Source organism: Alitiscatomonas aceti, assembly GCF_025567195.1.
GTDB classification, from domain to species: Bacteria; Bacillota; Clostridia; order Lachnospirales; family Lachnospiraceae; genus Alitiscatomonas; species Alitiscatomonas aceti.
Genome location: NZ_JAOQJF010000004.1, coordinates 1 through 12583, shown reverse-complemented (window position 1 = coordinate 12583; position 12583 = coordinate 1). Strand labels below are relative to the sequence as shown.

10 protein-coding genes and 3 tRNA genes are annotated in these 12583 nt (G+C 49.4%); 3 read left to right on the top strand and 10 right to left on the bottom strand.

Annotated features, from left to right (window positions below; all coding sequences use genetic code 11):
* The first annotated feature begins 48 nt into the window (after positions 1–48).
* A complete protein-coding gene (locus OCV69_RS02685; protein ID WP_158357623.1) occupies positions 49–573 on the top strand; it encodes a YcxB family protein in 525 nt (174 codons plus the stop codon).
* A 48-nt stretch (positions 574–621) separates the two neighbouring features.
* Here the strand turns inward: OCV69_RS02685 and OCV69_RS02680 are convergent.
* Both OCV69_RS02680 and OCV69_RS02675 read right to left on the bottom strand, forming a co-directional pair.
* Positions 622–705, bottom strand: a tRNA-Leu gene (locus tag OCV69_RS02680).
* A gap of 259 nt (positions 706–964) precedes the next feature.
* Positions 965–1048, bottom strand: a tRNA-Leu gene (locus tag OCV69_RS02675).
* A gap of 193 nt (positions 1049–1241) precedes the next feature.
* Between OCV69_RS02675 and OCV69_RS02670 the strand changes: the two genes are divergently transcribed.
* Positions 1242–1325: transfer RNA gene (locus tag OCV69_RS02670), tRNA-Leu, on the top strand.
* Positions 1326–1463: 138 nt separating this feature from the next.
* Here the strand turns inward: OCV69_RS02670 and OCV69_RS02665 are convergent.
* The 3 genes from OCV69_RS02665 to OCV69_RS02655 form a co-directional block, all read right to left on the bottom strand.
* The gene (locus tag OCV69_RS02665) at positions 1464–2612 is read right to left on the bottom strand and encodes an amidohydrolase family protein (protein WP_158357625.1); all 1149 of its coding nucleotides are present in this window, start codon (positions 2610–2612) and stop codon (positions 1464–1466) included.
* Positions 2613–2637: 25 nt separating this feature from the next.
* Complete coding sequence (locus tag OCV69_RS02660) at positions 2638–3477, bottom strand: MBL fold metallo-hydrolase (protein WP_262562948.1); 840 nt, start codon at positions 3475–3477, stop codon at positions 2638–2640.
* A gap of 63 nt (positions 3478–3540) precedes the next feature.
* On the bottom strand, positions 3541–4842 hold the full coding sequence (locus tag OCV69_RS02655; protein ID WP_262562947.1) for an SLC13 family permease: 1302 nt from the start codon (positions 4840–4842) through the stop codon (positions 3541–3543).
* 235 nt (positions 4843–5077) lie between these two features.
* Here OCV69_RS02655 and OCV69_RS02650 point away from each other — a divergent pair, with 235 nt between their 5' ends.
* A complete protein-coding gene (locus OCV69_RS02650) occupies positions 5078–5965 on the top strand; it encodes a LysR family transcriptional regulator (protein ID WP_262562946.1) in 888 nt (295 codons plus the stop codon).
* A gap of 60 nt (positions 5966–6025) precedes the next feature.
* Here the strand turns inward: OCV69_RS02650 and rplT are convergent, their stop codons facing one another.
* The 5 genes from rplT to OCV69_RS02625 all read right to left on the bottom strand — a co-directional run.
* Entirely contained in the window at positions 6026–6382 is a 357-nt protein-coding gene (rplT, locus tag OCV69_RS02645; protein WP_022272785.1) for a 50S ribosomal protein L20, read from the bottom strand.
* Positions 6383–6415: 33 nt separating this feature from the next.
* Positions 6416–6613 (bottom strand): 50S ribosomal protein L35, encoded by a 198-nt coding sequence (gene rpmI, locus OCV69_RS02640; protein WP_022272784.1) that lies wholly within the window; start codon positions 6611–6613, stop codon positions 6416–6418.
* 25 nt (positions 6614–6638) lie between these two features.
* Positions 6639–7133 carry a translation initiation factor IF-3 gene (gene infC / locus OCV69_RS02635; RefSeq protein ID WP_022272783.1) on the bottom strand — a complete coding sequence of 165 codons (495 nt, stop codon included), beginning with the start codon at positions 7131–7133 and terminating at the stop codon, positions 6639–6641.
* 367 nt (positions 7134–7500) lie between these two features.
* The gene (locus OCV69_RS17170) at positions 7501–12219 is read right to left on the bottom strand and encodes an InlB B-repeat-containing protein (RefSeq protein WP_158357633.1); all 4719 of its coding nucleotides are present in this window, start codon (positions 12217–12219) and stop codon (positions 7501–7503) included.
* Between the two features lie 21 nt (positions 12220–12240).
* The coding region (locus tag OCV69_RS02625; RefSeq protein WP_262562945.1) for a hypothetical protein at positions 12241–12583 on the bottom strand (343 nt) is incomplete at its 5' end.

Sequence of the window (12583 nt, the reverse complement as noted above, 5' to 3'; positions counted from 1 at the left end):
CGTCTCTATCCGCTATAATATCTTTATAAAAAACAAGGAGATGATCGTATGGAATTTACCACCACCACTGATTATGACATGAAGACTCTGACCGCCATGGCCAGAGCCCTGCGGAAAACCGTAAGGAAAAAGAGGAGCCGCCGCGCCCATATCTTTGGATGGATCGTGGTCCTTCTGGGAACCTTCCTTCTCCTTCCTCCGGCGGGCAGCTCCTTTTCCATTAATGGAAGGACGCTCCTTACACTGTCGGCTGTCCTCGCCATCCTCTTAACCTTTTTCTTTGAGGACAGGCTCAACGGCTATTTCGCCAGAAAGCGGCTGCTTCCCGGTACAGAATCAGCCGTCTCCGTCTTTAAGGAGGACTCCTACCATACGGAAACCAGAAGCGGGCAGACAGACTGGCCCTATGACCGGATTGCAGCCATTGCTGAGCTTCCGGACTATTTTATCCTGATACTGGGAGAAAACCATGCCCAGGCCTACGACAAGGCCAGACTAAAAGGCGGGATGCCGGAGGAATTTTCCCGTTTTCTCGAAGCCAGGACCGGACTTTCCATTGTCCGGATCTCCTGATACAAAAACAGCCTCCCTTTCTGGGAGGCTGTTTCCGTTCTCTGTTCGTGCAGGAGGAGGGACTTGAACCCTCATGGTATTGCTACCACACGGACCTGAACCGTGCGCGTCTGCCAATTCCGCCACTTCTGCATTTCCTTTTCTGCCGTTTTTCTCACTCGACACGTATTATTTTACACATTTTTTTCAAAATGTCAAGCTTTTTTCTTTTCTTTTTTTTATTTTTTTTGCCAGTACAAGTACGCGTAAATTCATCCGCCTCCAGCAGGTCCCTTTTCTGCTCCGAGCGGATCCTCAGGGGACGTTTTTGTATAAAGGTCCACTCTGTCCAGAATACGAAAAAACCTGCTCCCTTCTGGAAACAGGTTTTGGAAACAGGTTTCTTTGCCAGTGCAGGAGGAGGGACTTGAACCCTCATGGTATTGCTACCACACGGACCTGAACCGTGCGCGTCTGCCAATTCCGCCACTTCTGCATTTCTTCTCTGCCGCTTTGTTTATATCTCTCAGCGACATGTTGAATTATATTATAAAACTGTCATTTTGTCAACAACTTTTTCAAAAAAATATTTTTTAAAAAAATTCAAAAAAGTACTTGCCAAATCCTTCAGGCTGTGGTATATTATAACACGTCGGTGAGAGCTGAACAACAAAAGCTCAGAACGATACGCGGAAGTGTCGGAACTGGCAGACGAGCAAGACTAAGGATCTTGTGGTGGTTACATCGTGTGGGTTCAAGTCCCATCTTCCGCATAAAGCCTGGATTCGTAAGAGTCCAGGCTTTTTATTTTTCAGATCCGCTCCCGCTCCACAGCATACCTTCAAACAAAAATCAGCCTGGCAGGAAGCGTGTTTTGACGCACGCCCAGCCAGGCTTTTCATTTCCCTCTTTTAAAAAGTCACACTTCTCCACACCATCTCCCCGACCTTTACCGTAAGCACCGGTTCATAGATCAGATCCCCCTCCCGGAATTCCGCATCTTTATTGGAAAACGGCCGGTCGCCGAATACATTCCGCCTCCGGCAGGGCCGGAATACAGCGATATCCGCCTGTTTTCCAGGCCTCAGACTCCCAATCTGGTCCGAAAGCCCCAGGTTGACTGCGTTTTTCCAGGCCGCAATATGGATCAGCGTCCCAAAAGGGATCCCGAGGCAGCTGTATTTGGAGAGCTGCATGGCCAGATTAAAGGCCGTCGGCCTGAGATGCATGCTGAGCCTGGTGATATCAGTTCCCAGAAGATCTGGATAAAATCCCTCTCCGATGGCCGGCTCCGCTACCTCGAAGGAAAAGTGGGCCCGGGCATCCGCCGCCTCAAACAGGATCCCCTTTTCCCGCGCCGCCTTTACGGCGTCCGAGACGGCGCCGCGATCCAGGATCGTTGGTCCGGTGTTCTGATACATATGGGTAACGATATCCCCAGGCCGGAGGACAGAAAGAACTTCTTCTATCGGTGCCGGCGGGTCCGTAATATGGACCATCAAAGGAACCCCCGTCAGCTCCGCGATCTCCACCGCCCGCTTTAAAGGATCCAATCCCAGATCTCCTACGATATTCCGGCTGATCCGGATCTTAAGTCCCGCAAGCTCATTCCCGTACCGCCGGAACAGCTCCCGGATCCCCTCCGCGTCCATATGGTGCGGATCCACATCCTCCATGGCCTCCGGAAGGCTGGAAAGCCCCCCGGTGCTCACATGGATGTAAGGGCAGACAGCCAGCTTGGACGCACGGATCCAGGGCCGGTATCGTTCATAGGTCCCGCAGCCCGTGCTCCCGGCATCCACAGCCGTTGTGACTCCAGAACCAAAGCAGGCGGCCTCTCCAGAGATCCCGATGGACGCCATGGGATAGATATGGGTATGGTGGTCCACCAGTCCCGGAGTCACATAACAGCCTGTCGCATCGATCTCGCTGACCGCCCGGTCGCAGATCCCCGGCTCTGCCTTCCGGATCCTGCTTCCTTCGGCCAGGATATCCGCCTGGACCATGGTCCCATCCTCCGCGTTCACGACCGTTCCATTTCTGATCAGCAGTGTATCCATCTTCTTCTCCTCTCTCAGGCTGCCCTTATCTCTGGTAAACGCCCCGTTCCAGGACCTTTCTCAAGGATTCTGCCCGTTCTTCCAGAAAGGCTGGCCATTTTCCCTCATCCACAAAAGGCCGGTAATCATTCCGATCCTCCGGGATCCTTTCCAGCATATCTGAATGGGATGGATGGCTGGGTGTGCAGATGTCCACATGGATGGACTTCATCTCCTCGCAGCCCCGAAAAAAATCCTCCTGGAGGGACAGGGGAAGGCGGACCTTCTGAAGATAGTCCGTATTCATGGTATTGATCCCTACGCCTCCGTGCATGCCCCATACCACCGTTTTTCCCTCCTCGTCCTTCATTTCTACAAAAAACGAAGTGGTTCCCGGCGTGTGGCCAGCGGACAGTCTGGTGCGGATGACCACATCCCCCATGACAATGGGCGTTTCATCCTCATAAAAGCAGTCTGTTTCATAAGGAACGATGGCAAATCCCGTGTCGCTCATATCCGCCTCCGGGCGGTGACGCCATTCCTCATCCTCTCTGGACAGCCATACCTTTGCTCCCGTCAGCTCCTTTAAGGCCCTGGCCGCCCCGTCGTGGTCCATATGGGCATGGGTCAGAAAAATATGCTTCAGATCCTTTGGATCAAAGCCCAGGCGGTGGATGGAATCGATCAGAAGATACAGATCCTCCATCACTGTCGTATCGATCAGCGCCAGCTCCTCGCTGGTCTGGATCAGAAAGCTCCCTACCCAGGTATTCCCCACATACCAGACCCTCGGAGCCACCCGGAACGGCTCGATGGCCACCTTCCAGGGCATGGTCCTGGCATTATTTACAGTATCCATTGGCGTTACCTTTACTTCTTTACTCATGATCGTTATCATTCCTTTCTTTTCCCGGCCGGCAGCGCCGGCCGGACATTCGTTCATTATATTTTACGCCAGTCCAAGGGCCACGCAGATCAGAACTCCGATGGTATTAAAGGCCAGGCAGAACAGTACAGAAAACTTCACCTGCTTGATGATATCCACCTCTGCCAGCTCGCAGGCCAGGTTCGCCGCAGCCACCAGCGGAGAACATGGGTTCAGATAGGAAATATTCATACACGTTAACACCTGGTAGCCAGTCAGGCCGCAGCCTGCTCCAATACCCAGAAGCAGCGGGTTCATGCTCTGGAAGGCCTGATATGGGATGAAGATCTCCAGCGGCAGGATCAGGATCGCGTATAAAACATGCGTCCATCTTGCCATGGATTCCGGAACGATGCCAAGGACAGCATCCACCATAGCCGTTACCATTCCCGTTCCGTTCAGGATCCCGACCATGATTCCGATCCCCAAAAACAGGATCGCCGGGGCCAGCATGGTAGCCGAATGCTTGCGGATGATCTGGCTCTGCTCCTTCTGGGTATGGTAGTTGAGCAGCAGCGCCGCACATGAGAATACCATGAACAGCACATATGTTTTTACGCCGGTCATGAACATAAAGCAGGCCAGAGAGCCAAGAAACAGCGCAAAATTAGCCCAGAAAAGCTTTGGACGTGCCAGAGGATTATCCGAAAAATCCACCTTCTGGCTTCCGCCTCCATTTTCAAAGCTCTTTCTCAGCAGAGCGATCTCAGAGGCATTCTTTTTAGAATAGTAATAGCCAAAGCCCAGAGAGGTGACCACAGCAAGCCCCAGCATGATCGCCACCACCGGATAGAGGCTGGAAGCCATGACCACCGGATCGATGGACGGATCAAAAACCGTCATTTTCGCCGGCTGTCCCCAGGCCATGGCCGTCATGGGCGCTGCCGCCAGGGATACCAGGAGCACCAGGCTCCGCCGGTCTATATTGAGTCGTTTATAAAGCGGGGCCAGAGCCGGAATTGCGATCAGGTATGTGGTATTGTAGGCTCCATCCAGATGGCCGATGAAAGCCACAAGGACCGTTACCACCATAACGATGTAAATATTCCCCCTGGTGATCCCCACCAGACGGTTTACCATAATATCAAACATCCCCGTCTCGGACAGCACACTGAAATACAGGACTGCAAAGATACAAAGAAGGACCGAATTGAAGGTTCCCGTAACTCCTTCGGCGGCAAAATTCAAAACCTCCGGGAGAGAAAAACCGCAGAAAAGTCCGGCGATCACAGGTACGACCACAAAGGGTACCATGAGATGCATCTTTTTGCTCAGCGCCAGATATGAGGACACCGCAAACATAATAAGGCCAATTACAGCAATCATGACATTTCTCCTTTTGTTTTTTGCATAACCGCTGCTTCCTTTCTCCCCGGGTACATGCATTGTGAAAGTGCACAGTTTTTATGCTTTTTCGTTTTTGTTTATGTGCATATTATCTCATATTTCCCAGGCTTTGTGAAACATATATAATTCATAATAGTATCAATTCTATTGATACCACAGGCTTTTTCCTGTATAATAAATGTATTCAGATCTTCTCCCGGCAAAAAGGAACGCTATGACTCTTTTACAAATGCAGTATTTTATGGAGGTCTGCCGCTGCGGCAGTACCCTAAAGGCCGCCCAGGCGGCAAACGTTTCCCAATCCACCATTTCCATGGCCATACGGGCTCTGGAAAAAGAGCTTTCTATCCCGCTGTTTGACCGGAGCTCCAAAGGACTTGCCCCCAACGCCGCCGGATCCTTTTTTCTGGATCAATGCAGCGGGATCCTGAAAAAGACCGAACGGCTGGCAGAGGAGATGAAGCAATTCCTCTCCATCAGCCGTCCTCTCCGTCTGGGCGTTCCAGTGGTGCTCAACGAATTTTACTGGCTGGATCTTTACTTCGAGTTAAAAAAACAGCTTCCCGATCTGGAATTTCAGACGACTAACCGTACAGTTCCGCTTCTTCTATCTATGCTGCGCGATTCCTCCCTGGACGCGGTCCTGGCCATGCGCGATGCGCCGGATCCCGATCTGAGGAGCCTGAAGCTGCATACCAGCCGTCACAGATATGTCACCATGTCCCGCCGCCATCCTTTGGCAGAAAAAGGCCAGGTTTCCTATGAAGACCTGATCACCTGCCCTGTCATCGGATACGCCGGTGACGATCTGAATACCCAGCTTCTGAAGTACGTTTATAAAAAACGCGGAAAGGAATTTTCCTATGCCTTCCATGTGGACCAGTTTTCCAGTCTGCTCCGGCTTTTAAAACACAACGCCGGGATCGCATTTCTGAACAAAAAACTCCCCAGCAGCGATCCAGAGCTGGTGAGCCTTCCGATCCGGGAGGAACAGGGAAATTTTACCATCTGGCTCCTATGGACCCCGGAGAGCCCCCTCGAGCGGATGCCCCAAAGCTTTTTCCGTGTCTGGACACATTTTTTTGAAGAAATACAGGATTAAAAAAAGCCGCTTCCTGATCCAGTCTCACCGGAAAAGGAAACGGCGTATTTCTTTTTCTTATTAAGCCAGCTTGCTCTTTGCAAGCTCTGCTAACTTTGCAAATCCTTCTGCATCGTTGATAGCCATATCGGATAATACCTTACGGTTCATAACAACGCCGGCCTGCTTTAAGCCATACATGAATTTGCTGTAAGAAAGACCGTTGATACGGGCAGCAGCGTTGATACGGGCGATCCACAGCTGTCTGAACTGTCTCTTTCTCTCTTTTCTTCCTGCATAGGAGCTGGTTAAAGCTCTCATTACGGACTGCTTTGCTACTCTATACTGTTTGGAACGTGCGCCTCTGTAACCCTTGGCTAACTTCAGCACTCTGTTATGTTTCTTCTTGGCATTTAAGCCGCCTTTAATTCTTGCCATTGCTTATTTTCCTCCTTCTTAATCCCGAATCTATTATAAGTACGGTAAAATCTTCTTCATTACCTTGCTGTTTGTGCTGTCAGTAACGATGTCTTTTCTAAGATTTCTTTTCCGCTTTGTAGATTTCTTAGTTAAGATATGGGACTTGTAAGCTTTATTTCTTACTAACAGACCTGTTCCGGACTTTTTGAAACGCTTTGCAGCTGCTCTGCTTGTTTTCATTTTAGGCATTGTAAATTCCTCCTTAAAATTATCCCTATTTTTTTGCAGTTAAAAACATTACCAGGCTTCTTCCCTCTACCTTGGAAGGCTTGTCAACGACTGCGATATCAGCAAGTTTCTCGGCAAAATCATCCAGGATGTATCTGGTCTGATTCATATGGGCCATCTCACGTCCGCGGAACCGGAGCGTAACCTTGACCTTATTGCCTTTTTCGATGAATTTTCTTGCGGAACCAACCTTCGTGTTAAGATCATTGGTATCGATATTAGGAGAAAGACGGACTTCTTTCACTTCGATGACCTTCTGCTTCTTTTTCGCTTCTTTTTCCCTACGGATCATCTCATACTTATATTTGCCGTAATCAATGATCTTGCACACCGGCGGCTTTGCTGTCGGCGCGATCTTCACCAGATCAAGCTCTGCATCTCTGGCCATCTTATAGGCATCCTTTGCAGACATGATCCCAAGCTGCTCTCCATTTTCACCAATCAGACGAACTTCCTTATCACGAATCTGTTCGTTAATCATTAACTCGCTAATAGCCGTGCACCTCCATACTCATTTTAATATCGACAAAATAGAAAAGAAAAAGCAGATAGTAAACTATCCGCTCATTAACTGCATCGGTTCTGCATGCTGCTGCATGATTATGAAACCAATTCTGTATGAACCCGGGTCACTTGCTCGTGCCAGGGTGAGGCGGATACCTGCTTTCCTGTGGGCTGCTTTCACAACCTATGTAACTATACTATATTTCCAATGCGTTGTCAACTACTTTTCCCAAAAAACAAACGGCGTTTTTATCACCAGGAACAGGGAAGAGGCCCCTTTATGGACTTTTCTTTGCCATAAAAGGGCCTCTTCCGCCTGTTTTACCAGTTCCAGACCTTCAACATTACTGAATCCAGGCGCCATCCTCTCCAACATAAAAGCCGTCCGGCGTCCTTGCATCGGTCATCATAGCTCCAGGCGTGCCGCCGTCCTGATCTGTGCGGAAATAATACCATTTCCCGCCAATCTCGTGCCAGCCTGTATACATATGGCCCCGGAAGCCGTCATACTCTGTATGCAGATAGTACCAGTGATCCTCCCACTGGAACCAGCCGTCTTCCATCCAGCCGTCTTCATCGAAGTAATACCAGTCTGAACGTCCATTGTAGGTCAGGTACTCCCACTGTCCGTGTGGATACGTACCATCACTGTAACGGACCCACCAGCCGTTCAGATTCCAGGCTCCCTGAGCATCTCGATAGCCTCCGGCTGCCGCAATGGCTTCACTGGTGTAGTAGTGGCCATGTTCAGATCCAATGGCATATCCTCTGGAGTAGAAGCCGTAAATGTTTCCATCAATTTTCAGATATTCTCTCGAGGGAATATACCCATTTTGTTCTGTGAACTGGTTTCCTTCCAGGACCCACTCCCCAGTCTTTCCCGCCGCATTGACAACCTGGCCCTTTTGAGCCTCGACGGGTTTTCTGGAGCTGCCGCTGCCATTTTCTTCTGACGCATCATCGTCATCTTCCTCTTTGGATCCGCCACTGCTATACTCCTTCCAGAGGGCAGTAAAGGTTACGTCCTTCTCCGGCATCGTAAAGCTTCCGGTAGTCTCCGTTACGTCCGTACTGGTCCAGCCTGCGAATACATGGCCTGTCCACGTCGGTACCGCAACCGAGATAGGCTGAGTTGTTCCGCTTAAGATGTTTTCAGCCTTCGCAGGCATTCCCTGCGCTGCTCCCTTCGCTTCGCCGTCAGAGTAGCTGATGGAATACTTCTGCTCATTCTCATCCGGCTCTCCATTTCCATTTGCGTCCACCTTCCAGGTGGCAGTAAAGGTTACGTCCTTCTCCGGCATCGTAAAGCTTCCGGTAGTTTCCGTTACGTCCGTACTGGTCCAGCCCGTGAATACGTAGCCAGTCCAGGTCGGTACCGCTGCCGAGATAGTCTGAGTAGTTCCGCTTAAGATGTTTTCAGCCTTCGCAGGCATTCCCTGTGCTGCTCCCTTTGCTTCGCCGTCAGAGTAGGTGATAGAATACTTTGTCTCCGTATCATCCGGCTCGCCGTCTCCGTTTGCGTCTACTTTCCAGGCGGCAGTAAAGGTTACGTTAGCCTCCGGCATGATAAAGTTCCCGGTGGTTGCCTGTACTTCATCACTGGTCCAGCCCGTGAATACATGGCCTGTCCACGTCGGTTCCGTTGTCGGGAGGGTCTTCGTTGTTCCGCTTAAGATGTCTGTCTCATTCTGTGGCATCTTCTCCGCATTTCCGTTCGCTTCACCGTCATAGTAGCTGATGGAATACTTCTGCTCATTCTCATCCGGCTCTCCGTCTCCATTTGCGTCCACTTTCCAGGCGGCGGTAAAGGTTACGTCCTTCTCCGGCATGGTAAAGTTTCCAGCAGTCTCCGTTACGTCCGTACTGGTCCAGCCCGTGAATACATGGCCAGTCCAGGTCGGTACCGCTGCCGAGATAGTCTGAGTAGTTCCGCTTAAGATATTTTCAGCCTTCGCAGGCATTCCCTGCGCTGCTCCCTTTGCTTCACCATCAGAGTAGGTGATGGAATACTTTGCTTCCGTATCGTCCGGCTCACCGTCTCCATTTGCGTCCACTTTCCAGGTGGCAGTAAAGGTTACGTTAGCCTCCGGCATTATAAAGCTTCCGCTGGTTGCCTGTACTTCATTGCTGGTCCAGCCTGCAAATACATAGCCTGTCCAGGTCGGTACCGCAGTCGAGATAGTCTGAGTGGTTCCGCTTAAGATATTCTCAGCCTTCGCAGGCATTCCCTGCGCTGCGCCCTTGGCTTCTCCATCAGAGTAGGTGATAGAATACTTTGTTTCCGTATCATCCGGCTCACCGTCTCCATTTGCATCCTCTTTCCAGGTGGCGGTAAAGGTTACGTTCTTCTCCGGCATCGTAAAGCTTCCGGCAGTCTCCGTTACGTCTGTACTGGTCCAGCCCGTGAATACGTAGCCAGTCCAGGTCGGTACCGCAGCGGAGATAGTCTGAGTGGTTCCGCTTAAGATGTCTGTCTTATTCTGCGGCATATTCTGCGCATTTGTACCAGCTGTACCGGCAGCGTAGGTGATAGAATATGTGGTTTCCGTCTCATCGGGCTCTCCGTTGCCGTTTATGTCCGCTGCAAAGGAAGTCCAAATAGTTGCAGTTTCAGAAACAGTATATTCAATTTCATAGTTTCCATCTTCATCGATTTTGCTGCGATCAATGGTTTGGGGCGTTCCGCCAATAAACAGCTGCCCGATCGTATACCCCTCATCAGGAACTATTTTTAACCTGATCGTATCACCGCTCCGCACCATCAAATCCTTATTGTCGAAGGTATCGCTGCCATACTGATAATTTCCGTGGCTTACGCTCCCCTCTTCTTCTACTAATGTGTGAATCTGCACATATTCTTTTTTTAGGATGATCTTCACCACATTATCTGTATTAGAAAGACTTTCAATTCCTATGATTTCTTTCTCCGGATACTCGTCTTGATACTGATCGATTACCGCTTTGATTTCAGGCCGCTCAATGTAGGCCCCTTCCTCAATAGCCGGACCGGCTATACCCCGATACTCGAAAGACTCGATTGGTTCGGTATTCTCGCTTCCAAGATAGACCTTTACCGAATAGGGAATGGTATCAGCCAGATCTGCTGCCACATATTTGGGAGTAAGAGGGATTTTAACAGCCTCATCCGCTGTCAGTGGATACTCCACTGTAAGGTTTCCTGCCTCCATAGCTTCCCGAAGTTCCCGCCTGGAAATGGACTCGTTTCCCCAATGAATATGTGTATCATTCGCTCCCAATGTCCATCCCTGGAATACTGCCCCTTCTGGGATCGCTGTTTCATCAGGAACCACATTACTGTACAGTGGCATGGAAAGGGCATCCTCTCCCGGTAAGGTAAAGGAGTCGCTCAAGGGAACTGTTTTATTATTATTTTCCCATACAAACTGATAGTTAGTCTCTTTTGATGTAATCTTCACAAGCGTTTCATCCTCTTGACTCCACCAGTTTTTAGGACTCAAGGTAATCTTCTTTCCTTCATACCATTGCCCATTCGGGTCAATGGATTCAAGGCTGCTGGTGAGATTCTCTGGTTCACCGCCTTCGTTTTGAGCACTTGTGATCACTTGATCGATATAATATCCCTTCTGAGGTTCTATATAATAGGTAAGATCATCCGAAAATTCAACTGCATCGCCCTTGTCAATCTCAACTTTATTTTCTTCCTGATTGTTGTAAGCCCAGGATATCTTAAGTCCGTCTCCTACTTCATATAAAATTATAGCATTTTCAAAGTATTGACGCACACCGCCTCCTGTCATTGTTAAAGGACATTTAATATTGCTGATTGTGACCGTATAAGTCCTTTGGAATTTAGCGCCACCCCAATTATAATTCTTTTCTGCTTTAATTTTAACATCTGCGATCTGTTCTCCAGCCATATCAAACAATTGGCTGTATGCTTCTGGTTCAGAAATGATACTCGGATCCGCCGGCATCGTCAAAGTCTGATCATTAATAGCAAACGAATCAAGGATTCTATTTTCCCAGACTAATGTTGATGATTGAGGCTCTAACTGGAACTGAAGCATTTTCGTTTCATCTGGAATCTTAAATGTTCCTTGCTTATCCGCAGTTTCCCAGTTTCCGTCTCCATCTGTATCTGCTTTCACTGTAATTTTCCCAAACGCCGCTTCTGAAAAATCATACGTAAACGCCAGCTCCGGCTTATGAAAAGCGATATTGATATCCCTATTCCCTGTAAGGCCTGTGCCGGTGATGGTATACTCCCTTTGCTGATTACTCTCAGCTGCGGAATTATAGTTCAGTCCAGGATCCTCATCGCAATTTACTTCTACCGTATATCCCTGGGCAATGGTAATGGGGATATTGAAGGCTCCGTTTTTCGCAACGTCGATCTCAATAGTATCTCCCACATACTGTCCATTCACCGTGTTTCCAATATTAGTTTCTGTCCCGGAAGCGGCTGTAACAGTAAGAGTCACCTTATACGCCTCTTTATAATAAAGGCGGATCGTTCTTCCGCTGCCTTCCTTAAAGTTTCCAACCACGCCGTTGTTGACTTTTGTACTGTAATAGATCGTGTTTCCGATCCTGGAAACGATTTCGATTTCCTGCTCCTCGCCATCCTCTTCCCTATGCACAACGGCCTTCTCAAAGGCGTAGTTTCCCAGATCTTCCGTCAGATCTGCGTCATTTAAAACGGCCTCTGCATTGTTTCGGATCGTCCCTGCCACGATCGTAAATTCATACTGTTCATCGGCAGGACTGTCCTCCAGATACACTTCAACGGGGATCTCGAGAGTACCCAGATGATCGTACCAAAGATAAAGCGCCGCTTGATCCTTCCCTTCAATCTCCGCAAAATTCACATGGGTAATACGGTCATTTCCCTCTTCATCCGTGGACGCATAGGCGTAGGACATATAGACCGCTTCTCCGTCAGGAGACACCTCGTCAGTTTTTGCAATCTGTCCCATCTGGTTTCCTTCCACCAGCTTCAGGATTTCGATACCGTCATCGTCGACGGTGATCTGAAGATTGTCCGCAGCAGCTGTAAACTCGGCCCCTGTCCGGGTATCCATGAGGAAAACATCCACAGCCTGTTACTCCGTTGCAGATTTAATAAAGGTAATCACATAAGAGGAAAACGATTCTGCCGTAAAGGTGATCCTGTCGGACTTCTCAATTTCATCCTTTATGCCTTCCGTTACCACAGTGGCGTCATAGACGCCCTCCTCCTCGTTATGGGCTGCTGTCATCGGAAGATTGGGACGGTTTACGCCCATGGGACGCATTTTTCCCGGATGTTCCCTCTCCTCCAGATGAACGATCATAACATCATCGTATTCCTCGGGAGCTTCAATGCCGCTGCAGGACAAACGCATGAGTAAATAAATTGTGAACAAATCCCCTTTTTCTGGTATGATAAAAAGAAAAAGGGGGTTT

Coding starts and splice junctions, on each gene's coding strand:
- OCV69_RS02685 (WP_158357623.1), top strand. CDS start 49: ATGGAATTTACCACCACCACTGATTATGACATGAAGACTCTGACCGCC.
- OCV69_RS02665 (WP_158357625.1), bottom strand. CDS start 2,612: ATGGATACACTGCTGATCAGAAATGGAACGGTCGTGAACGCGGAGGAT.
- OCV69_RS02660 (WP_262562948.1), bottom strand. CDS start 3,477: ATGAGTAAAGAAGTAAAGGTAACGCCAATGGATACTGTAAATAATGCC.
- OCV69_RS02655 (WP_262562947.1), bottom strand. CDS start 4,842: ATGATTGCTGTAATTGGCCTTATTATGTTTGCGGTGTCCTCATATCTG.
- OCV69_RS02650 (WP_262562946.1), top strand. CDS start 5,078: ATGACTCTTTTACAAATGCAGTATTTTATGGAGGTCTGCCGCTGCGGC.
- rplT (WP_022272785.1), bottom strand. CDS start 6,382: ATGGCAAGAATTAAAGGCGGCTTAAATGCCAAGAAGAAACATAACAGA.
- rpmI (WP_022272784.1), bottom strand. CDS start 6,613: ATGCCTAAAATGAAAACAAGCAGAGCAGCTGCAAAGCGTTTCAAAAAG.
- infC (WP_022272783.1), bottom strand. CDS start 7,133: ATGATTAACGAACAGATTCGTGATAAGGAAGTTCGTCTGATTGGTGAA.
- OCV69_RS17170 (WP_158357633.1), bottom strand. CDS start 12,219: ATGGATACCCGGACAGGGGCCGAGTTTACAGCTGCTGCGGACAATCTT.